Source organism: Enterobacter sp. KB-221C9 (assembly GCF_041320715.1).
In the GTDB taxonomy this organism is placed as follows: Bacteria; Pseudomonadota; Gammaproteobacteria; order Enterobacterales; family Enterobacteriaceae; genus Enterobacter; species Enterobacter asburiae_D.
This window is the reverse complement of sequence record NZ_JBGIWG010000017.1, coordinates 74237-96990: the sequence shown is the minus strand read 5'-3', so window position 1 is coordinate 96990 and position 22754 is coordinate 74237. Positions and strand designations below refer to the sequence as shown.

22 protein-coding genes and 1 pseudogene are annotated in these 22754 nt (G+C 58.2%); 13 read left to right on the top strand and 10 right to left on the bottom strand.

The genetic code is table 11. The features are described 5' to 3' along the window. The 5 genes and pseudogenes from AB8846_RS20490 to AB8846_RS20470 form a co-directional block, all read left to right on the top strand. Nucleotides 1-271, top strand: a pseudogene (locus tag AB8846_RS20490) (NTPase KAP); the annotation flags it as partial. A gap of 204 nt (nucleotides 272-475) precedes the next feature. Beyond that, nucleotides 476-796: a metalloregulator ArsR/SmtB family transcription factor gene (locus AB8846_RS20485; RefSeq protein ID WP_370733549.1), complete on the top strand. Its 321-nt coding sequence runs from the start codon at nucleotides 476-478 to the stop codon at nucleotides 794-796. 40 nt (nucleotides 797-836) lie between these two features. Then, nucleotides 837-2126, top strand: a complete 1290-nt coding sequence (locus AB8846_RS20480) for an arsenic transporter (protein WP_370733548.1) — start codon at nucleotides 837-839, stop codon at nucleotides 2124-2126. A 12-nt stretch (nucleotides 2127-2138) separates the two neighbouring features. After that, nucleotides 2139-2570, top strand: coding sequence for a glutaredoxin-dependent arsenate reductase (gene arsC / locus AB8846_RS20475; RefSeq protein WP_370733547.1), 432 nt, complete (start codon nucleotides 2139-2141; stop codon nucleotides 2568-2570). A 118-nt stretch (nucleotides 2571-2688) separates the two neighbouring features. Next, nucleotides 2689-3459, top strand: a complete 771-nt coding sequence (locus AB8846_RS20470; RefSeq protein WP_370733546.1) for an SDR family NAD(P)-dependent oxidoreductase — start codon at nucleotides 2689-2691, stop codon at nucleotides 3457-3459. Here the strand turns inward: AB8846_RS20470 and AB8846_RS20465 are convergent. After that, on the bottom strand, nucleotides 3456-4007 hold the full coding sequence (locus AB8846_RS20465) for a TetR/AcrR family transcriptional regulator (protein ID WP_370733544.1): 552 nt from the start codon (nucleotides 4005-4007) through the stop codon (nucleotides 3456-3458). The two genes, AB8846_RS20470 and AB8846_RS20465, sit on opposite strands and share 4 nt — an antisense overlap. A gap of 81 nt (nucleotides 4008-4088) precedes the next feature. Between AB8846_RS20465 and AB8846_RS20460 the strand changes: the two genes are divergently transcribed. Together AB8846_RS20460 and AB8846_RS20455 are read left to right on the top strand one after the other, a co-directional pair. Next, a complete protein-coding gene (locus tag AB8846_RS20460) occupies nucleotides 4089-5303 on the top strand; it encodes an MFS transporter (RefSeq protein ID WP_370733543.1) in 1215 nt (404 codons plus the stop codon). Beyond that, nucleotides 5293-6105 carry a Cof-type HAD-IIB family hydrolase gene (locus AB8846_RS20455; protein ID WP_063143064.1) on the top strand — a complete coding sequence of 271 codons (813 nt, stop codon included), beginning with the start codon at nucleotides 5293-5295 and terminating at the stop codon, nucleotides 6103-6105. Before AB8846_RS20460 ends, AB8846_RS20455 begins: the two co-directional genes overlap by 11 nt. A 58-nt stretch (nucleotides 6106-6163) precedes the next feature. Here the strand turns inward: AB8846_RS20455 and AB8846_RS20450 are convergent, their stop codons facing one another. After that, entirely contained in the window at nucleotides 6164-7396 is a 1233-nt protein-coding gene (locus AB8846_RS20450; RefSeq protein ID WP_370733542.1) for an MFS transporter, read from the bottom strand. Nucleotides 7397-7564: 168 nt separating this feature from the next. Between AB8846_RS20450 and AB8846_RS20445 the strand changes: the two genes are divergently transcribed. From AB8846_RS20445 to deoR, 3 genes are all read left to right on the top strand, one after another. Beyond that, nucleotides 7565-8293 (top strand): phosphatase PAP2 family protein, encoded by a 729-nt coding sequence (locus tag AB8846_RS20445; RefSeq protein ID WP_370733541.1) that lies wholly within the window; start codon nucleotides 7565-7567, stop codon nucleotides 8291-8293. 7 nt (nucleotides 8294-8300) lie between these two features. Next, on the top strand, nucleotides 8301-8909 hold the full coding sequence (ybjG, locus tag AB8846_RS20440; protein WP_370733540.1) for an undecaprenyl-diphosphate phosphatase: 609 nt from the start codon (nucleotides 8301-8303) through the stop codon (nucleotides 8907-8909). Between the two features lie 67 nt (nucleotides 8910-8976). Further along, nucleotides 8977-9735: a DNA-binding transcriptional repressor DeoR gene (gene deoR / locus AB8846_RS20435; protein WP_008503427.1), complete on the top strand. Its 759-nt coding sequence runs from the start codon at nucleotides 8977-8979 to the stop codon at nucleotides 9733-9735. 87 nt (nucleotides 9736-9822) lie between these two features. On the opposite strand, the gene dacC is transcribed toward deoR, so the two are convergent. Beyond that, nucleotides 9823-11028 (bottom strand): serine-type D-Ala-D-Ala carboxypeptidase, encoded by a 1206-nt coding sequence (gene dacC, locus AB8846_RS20430; RefSeq protein WP_063143225.1) that lies wholly within the window; start codon nucleotides 11026-11028, stop codon nucleotides 9823-9825. A 241-nt stretch (nucleotides 11029-11269) separates the two neighbouring features. Between dacC and AB8846_RS20425 the strand changes: the two genes are divergently transcribed. After that, on the top strand, nucleotides 11270-11896 hold the full coding sequence (locus AB8846_RS20425) for a glutathione S-transferase family protein (protein ID WP_063143068.1): 627 nt from the start codon (nucleotides 11270-11272) through the stop codon (nucleotides 11894-11896). Here the strand turns inward: AB8846_RS20425 and AB8846_RS20420 are convergent, their stop codons facing one another. Together AB8846_RS20420 and bssR are read right to left on the bottom strand one after the other, a co-directional pair. Continuing rightward, nucleotides 11897-13015, bottom strand: a complete 1119-nt coding sequence (locus AB8846_RS20420; RefSeq protein WP_370733539.1) for a PQQ-dependent sugar dehydrogenase — start codon at nucleotides 13013-13015, stop codon at nucleotides 11897-11899. 107 nt (nucleotides 13016-13122) lie between these two features. Continuing rightward, nucleotides 13123-13506, bottom strand: a complete 384-nt coding sequence (gene bssR / locus AB8846_RS20415; protein WP_023310914.1) for a biofilm formation regulator BssR — start codon at nucleotides 13504-13506, stop codon at nucleotides 13123-13125. A 216-nt stretch (nucleotides 13507-13722) separates the two neighbouring features. Here bssR and rimO point away from each other — a divergent pair, with 216 nt between their 5' ends. Next, a complete protein-coding gene (gene rimO, locus AB8846_RS20410; protein ID WP_214576284.1) occupies nucleotides 13723-15048 on the top strand; it encodes a 30S ribosomal protein S12 methylthiotransferase RimO in 1326 nt (441 codons plus the stop codon). 62 nt (nucleotides 15049-15110) lie between these two features. On the opposite strand, the gene gsiD is transcribed toward rimO, so the two are convergent. Genes gsiD through iaaA form a run of 5 tightly spaced genes read right to left on the bottom strand, consistent with a single transcriptional unit; the run spans nucleotide 15111 to nucleotide 21333 of the window. Then, nucleotides 15111-16022 carry a glutathione ABC transporter permease GsiD gene (gene gsiD / locus AB8846_RS20405; RefSeq protein WP_193941952.1) on the bottom strand — a complete coding sequence of 304 codons (912 nt, stop codon included), beginning with the start codon at nucleotides 16020-16022 and terminating at the stop codon, nucleotides 15111-15113. A 1-nt stretch (nucleotide 16023) separates the two neighbouring features. Then, nucleotides 16024-16944, bottom strand: a complete 921-nt coding sequence (gsiC, locus tag AB8846_RS20400; RefSeq protein WP_116343413.1) for a glutathione ABC transporter permease GsiC — start codon at nucleotides 16942-16944, stop codon at nucleotides 16024-16026. Between the two features lie 5 nt (nucleotides 16945-16949). Beyond that, nucleotides 16950-18488: a glutathione ABC transporter substrate-binding protein GsiB gene (gsiB, locus tag AB8846_RS20395; protein WP_370733538.1), complete on the bottom strand. Its 1539-nt coding sequence runs from the start codon at nucleotides 18486-18488 to the stop codon at nucleotides 16950-16952. 23 nt (nucleotides 18489-18511) lie between these two features. Beyond that, nucleotides 18512-20383: a glutathione ABC transporter ATP-binding protein GsiA gene (gene gsiA, locus AB8846_RS20390; RefSeq protein WP_063143074.1), complete on the bottom strand. Its 1872-nt coding sequence runs from the start codon at nucleotides 20381-20383 to the stop codon at nucleotides 18512-18514. An 11-nt stretch (nucleotides 20384-20394) separates the two neighbouring features. Continuing rightward, nucleotides 20395-21333 carry a beta-aspartyl-peptidase gene (iaaA, locus tag AB8846_RS20385; protein ID WP_370733537.1) on the bottom strand — a complete coding sequence of 313 codons (939 nt, stop codon included), beginning with the start codon at nucleotides 21331-21333 and terminating at the stop codon, nucleotides 20395-20397. A gap of 188 nt (nucleotides 21334-21521) precedes the next feature. Here iaaA and moeA point away from each other — a divergent pair, with 188 nt between their 5' ends. Continuing rightward, nucleotides 21522-22754 carry a molybdopterin molybdotransferase MoeA gene (gene moeA, locus AB8846_RS20380; RefSeq protein ID WP_370733536.1) on the top strand — a complete coding sequence of 411 codons (1233 nt, stop codon included), beginning with the start codon at nucleotides 21522-21524 and terminating at the stop codon, nucleotides 22752-22754.

The window sequence follows — 22754 nt, the reverse complement described above, 5'->3', positions numbered from 1 at the left end:
TTCTAATAGCAATGAAAATTATCAACAATTAAATTGCGATGCGATTTCATATGTCAATAAATCAAGGGAGGTACTCTCTGAGGTAAACAGTAGAATGAGTGGCAACCGTCAAATTAATATCAGTGAAGGTTGGTTAAATGGTGATATAAATGTAGAGCGTAGTCTAATTAACTTTTTAAAAATGAGCTACGCCCATGCAAAACTAAGTGATTCAGAGTTAAAATTTAGACATTATTTCGATTTAATAGAATTGAGCACAACATTTGAATAAAACTAACAATAACGGAAATTAATCATAACTTATGCCGCATCACTAATATCTCCACACTCTTGAAAATCATTTAATTAACCCGTTTACCTAAACGGGCTTTGTGTTGCCTGAAATTATCTTCCTAGTACTCTCGCTTTCTTTACTGCTATCGAGTAAATATATATGATTAAACATATATAAATTATTACACCTGCAGGAACTCCCATGCTCCACCCGCTCCAGCTCTTCAAAACCCTCTCCGACGAAACGCGGCTCGCCATCGTCATGCTTCTCCGTGAAGCGGGCGAACTGTGCGTCTGCGATCTCTGCGCCGCGACCGCCGAGTCGCAGCCTAAGGTCTCCCGCCATATGGCGCTGCTGCGCGAGTCCGGGCTGGTTATCGATCGTCGCGAGGGCAAATGGGTCCATTACCGTCTCTCTCCCAACATGCCTGCGTGGGCGGCAGCCGTTATCGACAACAGCTGGAACTGCCTGCGGGAAGAGACGCGCATGAAGCTTAAAAACCGACTTTCAGGTTCGTGCTGATAACAACACATTCACAAAAACAGATATAACGGAGTAAAAGATGTTTCTGGCAGGGGCTATTTTTCTGTTTACGCTGGTACTGGTCATCTGGCAGCCCAGGGGGCTCAGTATCGGCTGGAGCGCCACCATTGGTGCCGTGCTGGCGCTGGCCAGCGGCGTGATTCACATTAACGATATACCTGTGGTGTGGAATATCGTCTGGAACGCGACGGCAACGTTCATTGCCGTCATCATCATCAGCCTGCTGCTGGATGAGTCCGGCTTTTTCGAGTGGGCGGCGCTGCACGTTGCCGGCTGGGGAAACGGTCGTGGGCGATTGCTGTTTACGTATATCGTGCTGCTGGGCGCAGCCGTGGCGGCGCTGTTTGCCAATGACGGTGCGGCGCTGATCCTGACGCCTATCGTTATCGCCATGCTGCTGGCGCTGGGGTTCAGCAAGCAGGCCACGCTGGCGTTTGTAATGGCGGCGGGCTTTATCGCCGATACCGCCAGCCTGCCGCTGATTGTCTCGAACCTGGTCAACATCGTGTCGGCAGACTTCTTTAAGCTGGGGTTCAGCGAATACGCCTCGGTGATGATCCCGGTAGATATCGCCGCGATTGCCGCAACGCTGGTAATACTGCATCTCTTCTTCCGCAAGGAAATTCCCCCGGAATATGACCTGGCAAAACTCCGCGAGCCCGCGCGGGCCATTCACGACCTCCCGACGTTCAGAACGGGCTGGATCGTCCTGCTCCTTCTGCTCGTCGGTTTCTTTGTGCTGGAACCTCTCGGCATTCCGGTCAGCGCCATTGCAACCGTCGGCGCGCTGATTTTATTTGCCGTCGCAAAACGCGGACATGCGATAAACACCGGAAAAGTGCTGCGCGGCGCGCCGTGGCAGATCGTTATCTTCTCGCTGGGGATGTATCTGGTGGTGTATGGCCTGCGCAATGCCGGGCTGACGGAATATCTCTCAGGCGTATTGAATAGCCTGGCCGGACACGGGCTGTGGGCCACCACGCTGGGAACCGGGTTCATCACCGCGTTCCTGTCATCCATAATGAACAATATGCCCACGGTGCTGATTGGCGCGCTCTCCATTGATGGCAGCACGGCAACAGGATTGATTAAGGAAGCGATGATTTACGCCAACGTGATTGGCTGCGATCTGGGGCCGAAAATCACGCCTATCGGCAGCCTCGCCACCCTGCTCTGGCTCCACGTGCTGGCGCAGAAGAACATGACGATCACCTGGGGCTACTATTTCCGGACGGGCATCATTATGACGCTGCCGGTCCTGTTTGTGACGCTCGCCGCGCTGGCGCTACGTCTCTCCTTCACACTGTAATGAGCCACTGATATGAGCCACATCACCATTTACCACAACCCCGCCTGCGGCACCTCGCGCAACACGCTGGAGATGATCCGCAACAGCGGCACGGAGCCAGAGATTATCCTCTATCTGGTAACCCCGCCGTCGCGCGATGAGCTGACCACCCTGATTGCCGATATGGGCATTTCGGTGCGGGATCTGCTGCGTAAAAACGTAGAGCCCTATGAACAGCTCGGCCTTGCCGACGATAGCTTCACCGACGACCAGCTTATTGATTTTATGCTGCAGCACCCGATCCTGATTAACCGACCGATCGTGGTGACGCCGCTGGGCACCCGCCTGTGCCGCCCGTCTGAAGTTGTCCTCGACATCCTGCCCGATGTGCAGAAAGGGGCGTTTACGAAAGAGGATGGCGAAGCCGTGGTGGACGCCAGCGGGAAAAAAATCTCGCCAAAGTAACCCGTTGATAATGGCGCAGTAAGGCCTTCCAACCGCATACCGCGCCCACCGGCCGAGTTGCATCAACCGAAACCCGGCACATACTTTTGAGGGTTAATCCTGGTGAGGGTATGCAGGTATGGGCTTTAAAAACAAAACCGCCGTCATCTTCGGCGGCAGCGGCGCCATCGGCAGTTCAGTGGCGCACGCTCTGGCGCGTGAAGGGGCGGATGTATACCTCGCCGCACGTGACCACGCCAGGCTGGAGCGGGTCGCCAGCCGTGTTCGCGCCGCCGGAGGGTCTGCCAGCACGTTTATGTTCGATGCGCTCGATGATTCCTCTCAGCTCCCGGACCTTGCCCACATAGACATTGTCGTCAACGCCACGGGCTTTATGCACGATCAGGGTAAACGCCTTGAAGCGTTAACGCTCGGCGAGTTCAGGCAGGGTTTCGATCCCTTCCTGGCCGCGTACTTTAACATTGCGCAAGCCGCGTCGCCCCGTATGGGCGGCGAGCATGGCGGAACCATAATTACCGTCGTCGCCCCCGCCGCCAACATGATAATGGCGGGCCACCTCGGGCATATCGTCGGCTGCGCGGGAACGGAAGCCTTGACCCGGGCGCTTGCTGCGGAGCTGGGGACACACAATATTCGCGTGCTGTGCGTGCGTTCGCACGCGATAGCCGACGCGGTGCAGGCGGGTTCGTATGTGGGGACCATTTTCGCCGCCAAGGCGCAGGCGATGGGAATTACGGTCGAGCAGTTTCTCGGCGGTGCCGCGCAAAGTACCCTGACGCATCGCCTGCCGACGCTGGCGCAGGTGGCAGACACCATTGCGTTTCTGGCGTCAGATGCGGCAGGCGCCATCACGGGAACCACCGTCAATATGACCGCGGGCGCAACCTAACAGCCGCCTTCGCCCGCAATCCTGCCCACCATCGCCCGGATCTCTTCGCGGGTTAACGGCGCCCGATCGGTGACATAGTGCAGCGTCATCCCTTCGATGAAGGCGTCCAGCGCGCGGGTGGTGACCGGGTCGAACCACTGCTCCAGCGTGGTCTGGCTCATCTTCATCCAGTCCTGCATCACCGTTTTGAGCGCCGCGCTGCGGTGCATAAAGGCGTAGAGCTGGTACATCAGCGCCATGTTGTGCGGCGTGGTCACCTGCGAGCTGTGGATGAGGGTGGTGATGGATTCGCACGCCATTTCCGGCCCGGTGACGCCCGCAAAGAATTCCCGGTACTGCTGCGACATCTGCCGGGTAAACCACGTGAAGGCCTCCTCCAGCAGCGGCTCCATGCCGTCGAAATAGTAGGTCATCGACCCCAGCGGCACGCCCGCACAGGTGGCGATTTTACGGTGCGTGACGGCGTGAATACCGTGCTCGGCGATGGTATCGAGCGTTGCCTGCAGGATCTTCTCCCGTCGATGCGGATCGTTCGGTGGTCTGCTCATAAATTCCTCACGTGGTTTGTGTACAAATGTACACAAACTTGCTAGTGTTGTCGCTATTGTTGTACTTCTGGTGCTACCCCAATGACGCTGACCTCTCCCCGTAAAGCCCTGCAGCTACGCATGTGGGCGCTGTTTATGTTCTTCTTTATTCCCGGTCTGCTGATGGCCTCCTGGGCCACGCGCACCCCCGCCATTCGCGATATTTTGTCCGTTTCTACCGCTGAGATGGGCATCGTGCTGTTCGGCCTGTCGATAGGCTCCATGAGCGGCATCCTCTGCTCCGCCTGGCTGGTTAAGCGCTTCGGTACGCGGGCGGTGATCCGCACCACCATGTGTGTTGCCGTATTCGGGATGGGGATACTGAGCGTGGCGCTGTGGTTTGCCTCGCCGCTGCTGTTCGCCCTGGGCCTGACGGTATTTGGCGGCAGCTTCGGTTCGGCTGAAGTTGCCATCAACGTTGAAGGGGCGGCGGTCGAACGTGAGATGAACAAAACCGTGCTGCCGATGATGCACGGCTTTTACAGCCTCGGCACGCTGGCCGGTGCCGGCGTGGGGATGGCGCTGACGGCTACCGGCGTGAGCGCGGATCTGCATATCCTGCTGGCGGCGCTGGTGTGCATCGTTCCGATTCTGACCGGCATCCGGGCGATCCCGGACGGTACCGGCAAAAACTCCGCTGACGAACAGCACTCGGCCGAAAAAGGGCTGCCCTTCTACCGCGATTTCCAGCTGATGCTGATCGGCGTGGTGGTGCTGGCGATGGCGTTCGCGGAAGGTTCTGCCAACGACTGGCTGCCGCTGCTGATGGTAGACGGTCACGGCTTTAGCCCAACCTCCGGCTCGCTGATTTACGCCGGGTTTACGCTGGGGATGACCGTGGGTCGCTTCACCGGCGGCTGGTTTATCGACCGCTACAGCCGCGTGGCGGTGGTGCGCGCCAGCGCCCTGCTGGGCGGCCTGGGTATTGCGATGATCATCTTTGTCGATGTTGACTGGATTGCCGGGGTCTCGGTGATCCTCTGGGGACTGGGCGCGTCGCTCGGTTTCCCGCTGACCATTTCAGCCGCCAGCGATACCGGCCCGGACGCCCCGACGCGCGTCAGCGTGGTGGCAACCACGGGCTATCTCGCCTTCCTGGTCGGGCCGCCGCTGCTCGGCTTCCTCGGCGAGCACTACGGGCTGCGCAGCGCCATGCTGGTGGTGTTAGGGTTGGTCATTATCGCGGCGCTGGTGGCGCGCGCGGTGGCAAAGCCGGAAACGAATCAAACGACACTGGAGAAGGGATATGAGCGTTAAACTGATCGCCGTCGACATGGATGGTACTTTTTTGAGCGATGCCAAGACCTATAATCGGCCGCGCTTTCTGGCGCAGTACGCCCGCATGAAGGCGCAAGGCATTCGCTTCGTGGTCGCCAGCGGCAACCAGTACTACCAGCTGATCTCCTTTTTCCCGGAGATAGCGCATGAAATCGCGTTCGTCGCCGAAAACGGCGGCTGGGTCGTGAGCGAAGGTGAGGATGTCTTTAACGGCGAACTGTCGAAAGCCCATTTCGAGACTGTCGCGAACGTGTTAAGCGACGTGCCGGGCATTGAGATCATCGCCTGCGGCAAAAGCAGCGCGTACACGCTGAAATGTTATGACGAGGGCTTTAAGGATATCGCGGCGAAATACTATCACCGTCTCGAAATGGTGAGTGATTTTGACAACCTGAACGATATTTTCTTCAAGTTCGGGCTTAACGTTTCTGACGATGAAATTCCGCGGATTCAGGCGCTGCTGCATGAACGGCTAGGCGACATCATGGTGCCCGTCACGACCGGTCACGGCAGTATCGACCTGATCATCCCCGGCGTGCATAAAGCCAACGGTCTGCGGATCCTGCAAAAGCGCTGGGGCATAGACGACAGCGAAGTGGTGGCCTTCGGCGACAGCGGCAACGACGTGGAGATGCTGCGTCAGTCCGGGTTCAGCTTTGCGATGGCGAATGCCAGACCGCATATTAAAGCGGTGGCGCGTTTTGAAGCGCCGCACAATAACGATGAAGGCGTTTTGAACGTGATTGAGAAGGTGTTGAACGGGGAGGCACCGTTTAACTGATACCGTGCGGTCTGGTGCCCTCACCCTAACCCTCTCCCACCGGGAGAGGGAATAAGAATTAAGGTTGCAGGGCGTTCCCGACGCGTTTGTCCTTCAGGAACACGACCATTAGTCCAACCCACAGCACGCCGTTGGCGAGGTTAAACAGGCTGAACAGCCCGTTGCCGCCCATCGCGTAGGCATGCTTGCTCACCTCGATACCGACGGTAAAAATCAGCATCTGCAGCATCCCCATCGCCGCTGACACCGTGCCTTTACTCATCTCGCTGGCAAACAGCGTCAGGCGCACCAGCCCGGCGTTGGCCACGCCAATTCCGAAGGCATAGAGGCTGAGCCCCGCCGTCATCCACAGATAAGCGTGGGATGACGCGACGGTCGCGACCGCAGCCAGAATCAGCCCTGCCGCAATCGGCCAGCCGCCCATGATAATCAGTGAACGCACGGTGCGGCGTGACGTCAGACGAGCCAGCACCAGGTTCCCGATAATCAGCGCGCCAAAGATCGGCACCTGCAGAAGACCATACTCATAGCTGCTGAGCTTTTCACCGCTGATGATAATGACCGGCGACTGCGCGATCCACGCCAGCAGCGGCAGGCTAACGAACCCGGTCGCCAGCGCGCCCGCCACAAAGCGGACATTCTTCAGCACTTCTTTGTAATCCCGACCCAGCTCTTTCAGCGAGAGTTTCTCGCCGATGCGGGTGGCCGTTTCCGGCATCGCGCGGTGCAGGCCAAAGAACGCGAAGGCGGCGAGAAGCGCAAAGAGCACAAACATCCCTTCCCACGGCGCAACATGCACCCACGCGGCCCCCACCAGCGGCCCGAGTAAGGGGGCGATCAGCGCCACGTTCGCCATCAGTGCGGTAATTTTGATGCACACCGTCTCTTCAAACGACTCCTGAATGGCGGCATACCCCACGGCGCCGATAAAGCACAGGCTCACCCCCTGCAGGAAGCGCAGCAGGGTAAATTGTTCAATGTTTTGCGCCAGCAGCGTGGCGAGACAGGTGACGATAAACCACACCACGCCCGTGAGCATCACCGGGCGGCGGCCAATACGATCCGATAGCGGCCCTAACAGCCACTGCAAAAACATGCCGCCGGCCAGATAGGCGGTCATGGAGGTCGGTACCCACTCAATTCCCGCGTTGTACTGCGCCACAACGGTCAGCATACCGGGCTGGATCATATCGTTGCCGATATAGGTAGAGAATTCGTAGAGCACCAGACACAGGGGGAAAAGCAGCGCCTGACGACCCAGACGTGAACCAGAAGAAGAACGGTTTAACATGCAATCTCTTAATAATGACAAAATCGCGACGAGTTTAATGAAATGCCGCAGCCCGAGATAGTGATTTATCGAGGGTAAACAGAAATAAAGCACATATCGTCTTCGTTTAAGGTTTCCTTAATTTGACAGATTTATGATAGCCCCATTACTCGTCAACGATCCCAAATTATGGCACCCATTTCCAGCCGTTCAGAATTGTCTAACTTACAGACAAATAAGACAAAACGACTTTACCGCTTGCCGTCCCGCTTTTATGGTTATCAGCTTTTCGTACTGATCGCCCTTGCCGTGCTTTTCACGTGGCTATCGCGCAATGAAGCGCTCGACAGATGGATCACCGGTTTTTGGTATGACGCGGCAACGCAAAGCTTTCCGCTGCAGAAAGATCATCTGCTGGATCTGCTGAACCACCGCCTGGCGAAGTACATTGCCATCGCCTTAGGTGCCCTGGCGCTGTTTTATGGCGCTTACAAGCGTAACGCAAGGTTGGTCACGGCGGCGCTGCTGATGGGCGTTGGCGCGCTGGTGGTGGGCGTGCTGAAAAGCGTGAGCCATCACAGCTGCCCGTGGGATCTGGTGGAATATGGCGGTAAGGCGGTGTCTTATCCCCTGTTTAGCTCCGTCCCTGCCGACAGCGGTCCGGGGCGCTGTTTCCCCGGCGGTCACGCCTCCAGCGGCTTTATGGTGATGGGGCTGTTTTTTGCCTTCTGGCGCGAGCGTCCGCGTCTCGCCTGGTGCTTCGTCGCGCTGGGCGTGGTGTTAGGTCTGGCGATGGGCTATGGCCAGGTCATGCGCGGGGCGCATTTTTTCTCTCACAACCTGTGGGCCGGGTGGTGGGTCTGGTTTTCCCAGGTGGTGGTCTACGGGCTTATTTCCACCCGGTTTGCTAAAGAGTGATAACGCTATGTTAGAGAATCTAAATTATCAGCTGTTTTATCTGATCAACGCCACGCCAGCCTCGCCTGAGTGGACGATCGATTTTGCCACCTTCCTGGCAAAGGATCTGATCAGTATCGTTCCTGCACTGGCTGCGATTCTCTGGCTGTGGGGCCCCCGCAGCCAGGTGAAGGCACACCGCCAGCTGGTGATCAAAGTGGCGATGGCGCTCGGGGTAAGCGTACTGGTCAGCTACATTCTCGGTCATGTATTCCCACACCCCCGTCCTTTTGTGGCTCACGTGGGCTATACCTTCCTGCACCACGCGCCGGATGACTCGTTCCCGAGCGATCACGGTACGGTGATCTTCACCTTCGCGCTGGCTTTCCTGTTCTGGCATCGCCTGTGGTCTGGTGCGGTCCTGATGGTGGCGGCCCTGGCAATCGCCTGGTCTCGCATTTACCTGGGCGTTCACTGGCCGATGGATATGGTGGGCGGTTTCCTGGTGGGGCTGATTGGCTGCGTGAGCGCGTCTATTCTGTGGAGCCTCTTCGGTGAAGCGCTCTACCGCACGCTGTCCTCACTCTATCGCGCCATTTTCGCTATCCCGATCCGCAAAGGCTGGATACGTGACTAACCCCAACCTGACAGGTTACACTTGAACCCCCGCCCTGCGGGGGTTCACTTTTTTATCCCGAGGAACTATGGAAACACGACGCGATGACCGCATTGCTCAGCTGCTACAGGCGCTGAAGCGCAGCGATAAGCTGCATCTTAAGGAAGCCGCCAACCTCCTCGGCGTCTCAGAGATGACCATTCGTCGGGATCTGAACAGCGAAAGCGCGCCCGTCGTGCTGCTGGGCGGGTATATTGTGCTTGAGCCGCGTAGCGCCAGCCATTACCTGATCAGCGACCAGAAGACGCGCCTGGTGGAAGAGAAACGCAAAGCCGCACGGCTTGCGGCTTCGCTGGTACAGCCGCACCAGACGCTGTTTTTTGACTGCGGCACCACCACGCCGTGGATTATCGAAGCCATCGACAGCAGCATCCCTTTCACCGCCGTGTGCTATTCCCTGAACACCTTTCTGGCGCTTCAGGAGAAACCCGAGTGTCGGGTGATCCTCTGCGGCGGTGAGTTTCACGCCAGCAACGCCATCTTTAAGCCGCTTAACCTGCAGGACACGCTCAGCAATCTCTGTCCGGATATCGCGTTTTATTCCGCCGCGGGCGTCAACGTGCGTCAGGGCGCGACCTGCTTTAACCTGGAAGAGCTGCCGGTGAAGCACTGGGCGTTAAGCGCGGCGCAGTATCATGTGCTGGTGGTCGATCACAGCAAGTTTGGTAAGGTGCGTTCGGCAAGAATGGGCGAGCTGGCGCAGTTCGATGCCATCGTCAGCGACTGCCGCCCGGACGACGAGATTGTGGCCCATGCAAAGGCGCAGCAGGTGAAGTTGATGTATTGAGGTTATGCCGGGTGGCGGCTTCGCCTTACCCGGCCTATAGCAGCTCGAACGTAGGCCGGGTAAGCGCAGCGCCACCCGGCAAAAAACTTAGCTGAACCAGCTGCCAAACCACCCGTGGAATTTCATCATCACGAAATCCCACATCCGGCTGAAGAAGCCGCCCTCTTCCACTGCTTCCATTACAATCAGCGGACGCTGTTCAATCGACTTACCGTTTAGCTGGAAATCAATCGTCCCGACCACCTGGCCTTTCTTCAGCGGGGCGGTGAGCTGCGGGTCGGTCAGGGTAAAGCTGGCCTTCAGGTTTTTCAGCTGACCGCGCGGAATGGTCACCGAGCCGCCTTCACCGGCGCCCAGATTCACTTCGCTCTTGTCGCCAAACCAGACGCGCTGGCTGACGAACGTGGCATCCGGTTTAATCGGCGTCACGGTTTCATAGAAGCGGAAGCCCCAGGTCAGGAGTTTTTCTGATTCGTTAAAACGGATGCGGTCGGTTTTGGTCCCCAGCACCACCGAAATCAGGCGCATGTCGCCCTGCGTCGCGGAGGCCACCAGGTTATAGCCTGCACCCGCCGTGGTGCCGGTTTTCATCCCGTCCACGTTAACGTTGCTGCTCCACAGCAGGCGGTTGCGGTTCGGCTGGCGGATTTTATTGAAGGTAAACTCTTTCTCTTTATGAATGGCGTATTCATCCGGCACGTCGTGGATCAGCGCTTTTCCCAGCAGCGCCATATCGCGCGCGGTACTGAACTGTCCCGGGGAATCCAGACCGTGAACCGTTTTGAACGTGGTGTTGGTTAAGCCCAACTTCTGCGCGTAGCCATTCATCAGACCGATAAATGAATCCTGACTTCCCGCGACGTAATCCGCCAGCGCGATACAGGCGTCATTGCCGGACTGGATAATCACCCCTTTATTCAAATCAGATACGGAGACCTGATCCCCTGGCTTCAGGAACATCACGGAAGACCCGCGCAGCGCCGGGTTGCCAGTGGCCCAGGCATCCTTCCCGATGGTGACCATATCGTCCAGCTTGATCTTGCCCGCTTTCAACGCCTGGCCTACCACATAGCTGGTCATGATTTTGGTCAGGCTTGCCGGATCGAGTTTCTCATCCGCATTCCCTTCCGCCAGCACTTTACCGCTGGAGTAGTCCATCAGGATCCAGGCGCGCGCATCGACAGGTGGCGCTTCTGGTGCAGCCTGCTCAGCTGCGTAGAGAGTTGGTGCAAACAGGAAAAGGAGCGCAGAGCCTGCCGCCAGGCTGCGCAGAGAAGTCATTTTACGCGTCATAAATGCCACCCGAGTGTCCATTCAAAAATTACGTCACATCACCGTGTCGCAAGAAGCGATGAGTAATAGCGCACTAAAACGGTTAAAGAAACCCAACGAGGGTAAAGTTATTAAAGTTTATGCAATAACATTCAGATACGCTTTGATTAAGACGTTTTTTTTGTCTTCTGTTGCGTAATTGTTAGGTTTATCTCACCATGACGAGAAGCTGATTCGGATTCACATCTCATCGGGAGTAAATATGATTACGCTGTGGGGCAGGAATAATTCGACCAACGTTAAGAAAGTGCTCTGGACGCTGGAAGAGCTGGATTTACCGTTCAATCAAATCATGGCCGGGCTGTCGTTTGGCGTGAATAAAGAGGCCGACTATCTGGCCATGAACCCGAACGGCCTGGTGCCGCTGCTGCGCGATGATGAAACAGACGCGACGCTTTGGGAGTCCAACACCATTGTCCGTTACCTCGCCGCCCAGTACGGTCAGGGCCGCCTGTGGGTAGAAAGCCCGGCCCGCCGCGCCCAAGGCGAAAAGTGGATGGACTGGGCGAACCAGACGCTTTCACCCACCCACCGCGTGATCCTGATGGGGCTTATCCGCACGCCGGAAGCCGAACGTGACTATCCGGCTATTCATGCCGCGCAGGATGCCTGCGAAAATCTGTTTGCGATGATGGATGACGAGCTGGCGAAGCACGCCTGGTTCTCCGGTGAGGCGTTCGGCACAGGCGATATCGCCGTGGCGCCGTTCGTCTGGAACCTGACCAACATGGGCCTGAAGTGGACGCCGCGCCCTCACCTTGAGCGCTGGCTTAAACAGCTGAGCGATCGCCCGGCGTACCGCAACGTGGTGATGATCCCGGTCACCTGATTACGCACCGGACGGGCTAACTTTTAACAGCTGCCCGTCCGTCTCGTCGGTCAGAACATATAAATAGCCGTCCGGCCCCACCCGCACATCGCGAATACGTTGATTCCGGTCGCCCAGAATGCGCCCGTCCTCCGTCACCTTGTTTCCCTCTACGCTCAGCACGATCACGTCTTTTTCCTTTAGCGCCCCAATAAACAGCTTGTTTTTCCACTGCGGGAAGACGTCGCTGTTGTAGAACGCCATGCCGCTGACCGCAGGTGACACTTTCCAGACGAACAGCGGTTTTTCGGTTCCCTCAACGTGCTCGCCTTTGGCTTCCGGAATTTTCAGACCGCTGTAGTTGATGCCGTGCGTCGCCAGCGGCCAGCCGTAGTTCTTTCCTTTCTCCGGGATGTTGATCTCATCCCCGCCGCGCGGGCCGTGCTCGTTCAGCCACAGCGTGTCGCTCCAGGGATTCATCGCCATCCCCTGCGGATTGCGTATGCCGTAAGACCAGATTTCGGGTCGCGCGCCGGGGGTATTCACAAAGGGGTTATCCGGCGGCACTTTTCCGTTTTCGGTGAGGCGCACCACTTTACCCTGCAATTTATCCAGATCCTGCGCCGTCGGACGCTGGTTGTTCTCGCCGAGTCCGATAAACAGAGCGCCTTTGCCGTCGAACACCAGTCGCCCACCAAAATGGTTACCGGTCGAGAGTTTCGGCATCTGGCGGAACACCACCTGGAAGGCTTCAATGCGCGTAAAATCGTCGCTCAATCGACCATAGCCCACCGCCGTACCGGCTTTGCCGTCACTCCCGACTTCGGCGAAGCTCAGCCAGATGCGGCGCGATTTTTCAAAATCCGGGGCGAGGACCACGTCCAGCAATCCTCCCTGACCGTTTGCCCAGACCTTCGGCACGCCGACAATCGGATCGGACAGCCCTTTTCCGGCCTGCCAGCGTTTGAGCTGACCGCCCTTCAGGGTGACCAGCAGGCCTTTATTGTCCGGCAGAAAAGCCAGAGACCAGGGGTGATCGAGTTTATTTTGCAGCACCTCGACCTTGACCGCCTCTGGGGCAGCAAGAAGCGAAAACGGAATGAACAACGCAGGCAGGGAAATTAGCGAGGATCGAGGCATAACGCGCTCCTTTATCGGCATATGGCATAAAGGTTAGCCACTGCATCCGGGCGCGTTACCACTTTTACAAAAGCTTAATCAGAAGGGGGAGTTGCCTCCCCCTGGGCTCAGTGCTGTTCAAGCTTCTCGTGCTCGTTCAGGCACATGATGCATAGAGAGAGCGTGGTCAGGCAGTTTTCAAGCTTCTCCGCGTTAACAGCGATAAAATTCGGGCAGTCGTGGCGTCCATTCATCAAACATACCCCAGCGATGGAGAGCACCTCAGCGGCCCGGCGCAGGGCGATTAGCTCACTTTCGCCGTATTTCGCCTTCAGGGTCGGTGCTTTTTCACGCATGAAATTGCAAAGTTCAAACAGGTTATCACGCAGATGTTCGCTTTCGCTGACTGACATATACCCTTTTGCCTTCCTCAACTGCAGGTACGCGGCCAGGTCGATTCGGGCGTTGATCAGCTTGTTAAGCAGATCGCGTTTTAGTCTGTCAACGGTCATGCTCTTTCCTCCTCTGTCAGCCATTGTGCACATTCAGGATAAGTACATTTTTTGTACAGTTTAATGCCTGGGATCAATTTTTATTAACTGATTAACATTATTTACAATGTTACAACGTCTGCCCGGCGCATCCGCCTTGCAAAGAGTGTATAAATCCCCCGCGATACGCTGTAAAATCCCGCCCTGATAACTCCATAATTGATGAATTTTTAACCTATGAGCAATGTTACGCACCAGCCGAAAATCGGCTTCGTCTCCCTGGGCTGCCCGAAAAACCTAGTGGATTCAGAACGCATCCTGACCGAACTGCGCACCGAGGGCTATGACGTGGTGCCAAGCTACGACAACGCCGATATGGTGATCGTTAACACCTGCGGGTTTATCGACAGCGCGGTTCAGGAGTCACTGGAAGCCATCGGTGAAGCCCTGACGGAAAACGGCAAAGTGATTGTTACCGGCTGTCTGGGCGCGAAAGAAGATCAGATCCGCGAAGTGCACCCGAAGGTGCTGGAGATCACCGGCCCGCACAGCTACGAGCAGGTGCTGCAACATGTTCATCACTACGTGCCAAAACCAAAGCACAACCCGTTCCTGAGTCTGGTGCCGGAACAGGGCGTGAAGCTGACGCCGCGCCACTACGCGTACTTAAAAATTTCCGAAGGCTGCAACCATCGCTGCACCTTCTGCATCATCCCGTCCATGCGTGGCGATCTGGTGAGCCGTCCGATTGGCGAAGTGCTGGCTGAAGCTAAACGTCTGGCCGACGCGGGCGTGAAGGAGCTGCTGGTCATCTCTCAGGACACCTCGGCCTACGGCGTGGACGTTAAGCACCGCTCCGGTTTCCACAACGGCGAACCGGTGAAAACCAGTATGGTAGGCCTGTGCGAGCAGCTTGCTAAGCTCGGTATCTGGACGCGTCTGCACTACGTCTACCCGTACCCGCACGTTGACGACGTGATCCCGCTGATGGCGGAAGGCAAAATTCTGCCGTACCTGGATATCCCGCTGCAGCACGCCAGCCCGCGTATCCTGAAGCTGATGAAGCGTCCTGGCTCCGTTGACCGCCAGCTGGCGCGCATCAAGCAGTGGCGCGAGATCTGCCCGGATCTGACCCTGCGATCCACCTTCATCGTCGGCTTCCCGGGTGAAACCGAAGAAGACTTCCAGATGCTGCTCGATTTCCTCAAAGAAGCCCGTCTGGACCGCGTAGGCTGCTTCAAGTACAGCCCGGTAGAAGGCGCAACCGCCAACGAGCTGGCGGACCAGGTGCCGGAAGAGGTGAAAGAAGAGCGCTGGAACCGCTTCATGCAGCTGCAGCAGCAGATCTCTGCCGAGCGTCTGCAGGAAAAAGTAGGCCGCGAGATCATGGTGATCGTTGACGAAGTGGACGAAGAAGGCGCGATTGGCCGCAGCATGGCGGACGCCCCTGAAATCGACGGCGCGGTATACCTGAACGGTGAAACCAGCGTTAAGCCGGGTGATATTATTCGCGTGAAGGTTGAAAACGCGGACGAGTATGACCTGTGGGGTAGCCGGGTTTAATCCCCCACTCCGCTTTTGTAGGCCGGGTAAGGCGTAGCCGCCGCCCGGCACATTTCACTGCACTACCCCTTAATCCTCGGATCCAGCGCGTCGCGCAGCCCGTCCCCCAGCAGGTTAAACGCCAGCACGGTCAGGAAAATCGCCAGACTCGGGAAGATCGCCACGTGCGGCGCAATCACCATATCCGCCCTCGCCTCGTTCAGCATCGCGCCCCACTCCGGCGTTGGCGGCTGCGCCCCTAACCCCAGAAACGACAGGCTGGCCGCCGAGATAATCGACACGCCGATACGCATGGTGAAATAGACCACGATGGACGACACCGTACCCGGCAGAATATGGCTGAACAGGATAGTGGCGTCGCTGGCCCCCATACTGCGGGCGGATTCGATAAAGGTCTGCTGTTTCAGCACCAGCGTGTTGCCGCGCACCAGACGGGCAAAGGCCGGAATCGAAAAGACCGCCACCGCAATGATGACGTTCGCCATGCCGCTGCCCATGATCGCCACCACGGCAATCGCCAGCAAAATGCCGGGAAAAGCAAACAGCACGTCGCAGATACGCATGATGATGCGGTCCCACCAGCCTTCGTAATACCCGGCAACGAGACCCAGCACGGTACCGATGGCCGCGCCGATCAGCACCGCGAACACCCCGGCGGCAAGCGAGATCTGCGCCCCTACCAGCACGCGGCTAAAGATATCGCGCCCGAGGGAGTCCACGCCGAACCAGTGCAGCATCGACGGTCCGTCGTTCAGACGGTCGTAGTCAAAATAGTTTTCCGCATCAAACGGCGCCACCCACGGCGCAACGATCGCCACCGCAATCAGCAGCAGCACAAACAGCCCCGCGGTCATCGCGACCGGCTGACGGCGAAAACGCCGCCAGAATTCAGACCACGGGGTGCGGACGTGGTCCGGTTTTAGCCCCGGCATCGCGTTTAAAACGGCCTGACGTCGCCAGTTCAACAATCGCATCTTACTTGTACCTGATGGCCGGGTTAATGGCGGCGTAGAGCACGTCCACCACTAAGTTGATAAGAATAAACTCCAGCGAGAAAAGCAGGACTTCCGCCTGAATCACCGGGTAGTCGCGCATCTCGACGGAATCGACCAGCAGGCGTCCCAGCCCCGGCCAGTTGAAGACCTTTTCCACGACGATAGAGCCGCCCAGCAGAAAGCCAAACTGCAGCCCCATCATCGTCACCACCGGGATCATCGCATTGCGAAACCCGTGCTTGAGGATGACCCACTTCTCGCTGACCCCTTTCGCCCGCGCGGTCCGAATATAATCTTCGCTCAGCACGTCAACGAACGAGGCGCGGGTAAAGCGGGCCATCACCGCCGACACGGCAGCCCCCAGCGTCATGGAAGGCAGGATGTAATGCTTCCAGGTATCGGCTCCGACGGTCGGCAGCCAGCCCAGCTCGACGGAGAAGATCTGCATCAGCAGCATCCCCAGCGCGAACGCCGGGAAGGAGATACCGGTCACCGCCAGGGCCATGCCGAGCTTGTCCGGCCAGCGGTTGCGCCAGACGGCTGCGACAATCCCGGCGCCAAGCCCAAACACGACCGCCCAGCTCATGCTGGCAATCGTTAACCAGAACGTCGGCATAAAGCGGCTGGCAATCTCCTCCGACACCGGACGGCGCGACACCATCGAGATACCAAAATCGCCCTGCAGAACGTTGCAAATGTAATGGATGAACTGCATATACAGCGGCTGGTCGAGGCCAAGCTGCTTACGCACCAGGTCAATGACGGTGGCATCCGCTTCAGGCCCGGCAACCAGACGCGCCGGATCGCCCGGCAGCATATGGACAAACAGAAACACCAGGACCGCCACAATCAGCAGCGTCGGAATAAGCCCCAGCAGGCGTTTACAAACATAATTCAGCATGAGGTTTATTTTAAATCCGCATCGTCAAAGCTAAAGCCCGTGTCCGGCATGATGTAGAACCCGGTCAACGCTTTGTTATGGGCTGACACCAGTTTCTCCACCACCAGCGGCACCCACGGTGACTCTTTCCAGATAATATCCTGCGCGTCTTTGTAGAGGCGCGCTTTCTCTTCCGGTTTGGTGGTTTTCAGGGCATCGGTCAGGTCTTTGTCCACCTGCGGATTGCTGTAAAACGCGGTGTTGAACAGGGTTGGCGGCCAGTTCTGCGAGGCGAACAGCGGCGACAGCGCCCAGTCGGCTTCACCGGTCGAGGCCGTCCAGCCGGTATAGAACATCCGCACGCCGCTCTCTTTCTGCCCTTTCCCCTCCACTTCTGCCGCACGCTGTCCGGCATCCATCGCGGTCACCTGCGCCTTGATGCCGACCTGCGCCAGCTGCTGCTGGGTAAACTGCAGCACCTTCTGGGCGGTACTGTGATTATGCGAGGACCACAGCGTGGTGCTAAAACCGTTCGGGAAGCCCGCCTCTTTCAGCAGCTCGCGCGCTTTGGCCGGATCGTAGGGCCACGGCTGATAGCTTTGCGCATAGGCGATTGCCGGCGGCAGCACGCCGGTCGCCGGGGTGGCATAGCCCGCAAAAGCGACCTTCACCAGCGCCTGACGGTTAATGGCGTAGTTGATGGCCTCACGCACCTTCGGGTTATCGAACGGCTTTTGCGTGACGTTCATGCTGATGTAGCGCTGCATGATCGACGGGCTGGCGACCAGCTCCAGCTTGCTGTTTTTCTGCAAAATGGCGGCCTGCTCATACGGAATCGGGAAGGCAAACTGCGCCTCGCCGGTTTGCAGCATCGCCGCGCGGGTGTTGTTGTCCACCACCGGGCGCCAGGTGATGGTGTCCAGCTTCGGCAGCCCTTTCTGCCAGTAACCCGCGAATTTCTTCACCTTCACAAAATCGGTCTGGTTCCAGGTGAGCAGTTCGTAAGGGCCGGTGCCAACTGGGTGGAAGCCGATCTCCTTGCCGTATTTCTTCAGCGCGGCAGGGGAAATCATCGCCGTTGCCGGATGCGCCAGGATATTGATAAACGCGGAGAACGGCTCTTTCAGGGTGATTTTTATCGTCGCCGGGTCGACCACCTCGGTGCTGGCGATATTTTTATACAGGTTATAGCGCTTGAGGCTATTTTCCGGATTGCTGGCGCGATCGAGGTTAACCTTCACCGCTTCCGCGTTGAAATCTGTCCCATCCTGGAACTTCACGCCGGTTCTGAGCTTAATGGTATACGCCAGCCCGTCGTCGGACACGGTGTACCCCTCCGCCAGCACGTTTTTGAGCTTCATCTCTTTATCCAGACCGAAAAGGCCCTGATAGAACGATTTTGCCACCGCCTGAGAAAGCGTGTCGTTGGCGTCATACGGATCGAGCGTGGTGAAATTCGAGCCGACGGCAACCACCACGTCTTTGGCAGCGAACGCGGGGGCAGCGGCCAGGGCTGCCGTCACGCTCGCGGCTAACAACCATCTACGCGCTACAAAAGTAACCATTGTGTTCTCCTGCCTGTTGTAAGTTATAACCGCGAAAACGCATTGTCCTGACGCGGGGGAGCGACGAAATGCCCCGGACCGACCTCGCGCAGCGTCACGCGCTCTACGGCCTCGCCGCGTTTACGAATATTGCTCGGCATTTCATCCTGCAGCAGCACGCGCTGGCCGTGACGATGCGCCGGATCGGCAACCGGGACCGCCGCGATAAGCTTGCGGGTATACGGGTGCTGCGGGTTCTCAAACACCGCTCTTCGCGGCCCAATCTCCACGATCTGCCCCATAAACATCACCGCCACGCGATGGCTGATGCGCTCGACCACGGCCATATCGTGCGAGATAAACAGGAAGGCAATCCCCATATCCCGCTGTAAATCCAGCAATAAGTTGATGATCTGCGCCCGGATAGATACATCCAGCGCCGAGACGGACTCATCGGCAATCACCACCTTCGGGTTTAGCGCCAGCGCGCGGGCGATGCAGATACGCTGCCGCTGTCCGCCGGAAAACTCGTGCGGGTAACGCCATGCGTGTTCCGGCTTCAGGCCGACGCGCTCCAGCAGCCAGGCCACGCGACGCTGTGCCGCTTCACCGTCGAGCAGGTTATGTACCCGCAGCGGCTCCATGATCGAATACCCCACCGTATGGCGCGGATCGAGGGAGGCATACGGGTCCTGGAAAATAAACTGAATATCCCGCCGCACCGCCTGCAGCCTGCTGTCCGGAAGGGTATCAATACGCTCACCGTTAAAGGTAATGCTGCCTTCCTGTGATTCCACCAGACGAAGCAACGCGCGCCCGGTGGTGGATTTACCGCAGCCGGACTCCCCCACCAGCGCAAGCGTTTCGCCCGGCCAGAGATCGAAGCTGACGTTTTCCACCGCATGCACTTCGCGCTTTACGCGGTTCAACACGCCGCTGCGCAGCGGAAAACGGGTGACCAGATCGCGCACTTCCAGAATGGGCTTGCCCGGCACCACGGTGTCCTGCTCGCGCTCATCCTCCTGCTGCTCGGACGCCTCGAGAGAAATCAGGGGGAAGCGGCGCGGCAAATCGCTGCCGTTCATCGCCCCCAGGCGCGGAACCGCCGCCAGCAGCGCTTTGGTGTAAGGATGCACGGGCGCGTGAAAAATCTGCTCGACCGGGCCGGTTTCCACCGCGCTGCCCTTGTGCATCACCAGCACCCGATCGGCGATATCGGCGACCACGCCCATATCATGGGTGATAAATATCACCCCCATCTCCATCTCCTGCTGCAGCACTTTGATGAGCTGCAGGATCTGCGCCTGAATCGTCACGTCCAGCGCCGTCGTCGGTTCATCGGCAATCAGCACCGCCGGACGGCAGGAGAGCGCCATGGCAATCATTACCCGCTGGCGCATGCCGCCGGAAAGCTGATGCGGATAGCGCCCCAGAATGGCCTGCGCCTCCGGAATGCGCACCAGCTCCAGCATCCGTCGGGCCTCGTTGAGCGCTTCATCGCCGCTCAGCCCCTGATGCAGGCGGATGGACTCGGCGATTTGTTCCCCGACCGGAAAAACCGGGTTCAGGGAGGTCATCGGCTCCTGGAAGATCATCGCAATATCCGCCCCGCGCACGCCCTGCATCTGCGATCTGCTCAGCTCATTTAAATCAATGACCTGACGGTTGCGGCGGCGCAGGAGCATTTTCTCGCTGCTGATTTGCCCGCCCGTCTGTTCCAGCAGGCGCATCAGCGCCAGCGCGGTGACCGATTTACCGGAGCCGGACTCGCCAACAATCGCCAGCGTCTCGCCGCGCCTGAGCGTGAACGATAAATTCTGTATTGCGGGGATGAACTGCCGCTCTTCCTGAAACGCAATATTGAGCTGATGGACAGCCAGCACTTCGCGGTTGTCCAGTTCTTCACTGTGCGGCACGCGCTGCCCCCTTATTCACGATAGATGCCCGTGCTCGGTTCATCACCGGCATAACCCCAGGCGCGATACATGCCTTCGCTGTTGAACGGCAAAGCCACGTTGCCCTCACGATCCACCGCAATGAGCCCGCCGACGCCGCCAAGCGCAGGCAGTTTTTCCATCACCACGCGCTCGCAGGCTTCACTGAGGCTTAAACCGCCGTAATCCATCAGCGCGGTGATGTCGTAGGCCGCGAGGGCGCGGATAAACACTTCCCCGGTTCCGGTACACGACACCGCCGCCGTCGCGTTATTGGCATAGCAGCCGGCGCCCGGCAGCGGGCTATCGCCGACGCGTCCGGGCAGCTTGTTGGTCATCCCGCCGGTTGACGTCGCCGCCGCGAGATTTCCGGCCTTATCGAGCGCCACCGCGCCGACCGTGCCCATTTTGGTGGTCTCATCCAGCGGCGCACTGTGGTCAAGCTGCGTCATGCCCGCCGAACGGGCTTCCAGCAGCTGCTGATAGCGCGCTTCCGTGGAAAACAGATCCGGCGATACCGGTTCCATTCCGTGCTCGAAGGCAAACCTCTCTGCCCCGGCCCCCGTCAGCAGCACGTGCGGACTCGCTTCCATCACCAGACGCGCCGCCAGCACCGGATTGCGCAGATGACTTACGCCCGCCACGGCGCCCGCTTTCAGGGTGACGCCGTCCATCACGCAGGCATCCAGCTCGTGCGTTTCATCCCGGGTAAAGACCGAACCAATCCCCGCGTTAAATAACGGGCACTCTTCCAGCAGGCGCACCGCCTCGGTGACCACATCCAGCGCGCTTTCGCCCGCTTCCAGCATTCTCTGGCCCGTTTCCACAATGGCGTACAGCGCGTCGATATAGCGCTTTTCCTGCTCGGGACTGAGCTGTGCTCGGGTGATTGCCCCGGCGCCACCATGAATTGCGATTACCGCATTAACCATTCGCATCACCCGTTAGCCTGATTTGCGGCTTTTTCTATAAATATCATTATCGTCGATGAAACTTCAGATGATTTTTGAATATAGAAAGACGTAACTGTGATGTAAAGCGTACACCCATCGGGTCATACAGTTAGCCGCACTTTTCTGCCATAATGAGCGCTTTCGTTGTTACTCCGCAGGAGCCCACCATGGATTTTACCGCCGGACTGATGCCGCTTGAGACGGCACTCACGCAGATGCTTGACCGAGTTTCCCCGCTGCATGACGTTGAAACGCTGCCCCTCGTACGCTGTTTTGGCCGTATTGCCGCGCGCGATATCGTCTCTCCGCTTAACGTGCCGGGGTTTGATAATTCCGCGATGGACGGTTACGCGGTACGCCTGGCGGATCTCCAGACGGGTAACGCCCTGCCGGTGGCAGGTAAAGCCTTTGCGGGTCAGCCGTTTAGCGGTGAGTGGCCTACGGGCACCTGCGTACGCATCATGACCGGCGCGCCGGTTCCGGCCGGTTGCGACGCCGTGGTAATGCAGGAAGAGACCGAACAGACCGACGACGGCGTGCGTTTTACCGCCAGCGTCAAAGCGGGCCAGAACATCCGCCGCACGGGCGAAGATATCACGCTTGGCGCAACGGTCTTTGCCGCCGGACAGAAGCTGACGGTAGGTGAACTGCCGGTGCTGGCGTCGCTCGGCGTTGCTGAAATCGACGTTATCCGTAAAGTGCGCGTCGCCGTTTTCTCCACCGGCGACGAGCTGCAGCTTCCGGGCCAACCGCTGCAGGACGGCCAGATTTACGACACCAACCGCCTGGCGGTACACCTGATGCTGGAGCAGCTGGGATGCGACGTGATTAACCTCGGCATTATTCCTGACGATCCGGAAAAACTGCGCGCCGCGTTTATCGAGGCGGATAACGCTGCCGACGTGGTCATCAGCTCCGGCGGCGTCTCCGTGGGCGAAGCGGATTACACCAAAACCATCCTTGAAGAGCTGGGCGAAATCGCCTTCTGGAAGCTGGCCATCAAGCCGGGCAAACCGTTCGCGTTTGGCAAGCTGCAACATAGCTGGTTCTGCGGCCTGCCGGGTAATCCGGTTTCGGCGGCACTCACCTTCTACCAGCTGGCGATCCCGCTGCTGGCGAAGCTTTCCGGCAACAGCGCCAGCCCGCTGCCTGAACGCCAGCGCGTGCGCGCCGCCACGCGCCTGAAAAAATCACCGGGCCGCCTCGATTTCCAGCGCGGCATTCTGGCGCGCAGCGCGGACGGCGAATTGGAAGTGAGCACCACCGGGCACCAGGGCTCGCATATTTTCAGCTCCTTCAGCCAGGGCAACTGCTTTATCGTGCTGGAGCGCGAGCGCGGCAATGTGGAAGCAGGCGAGTGGGTTGAGGTAGAACGTTTTAACCACCTGTTCGGAGGCTGA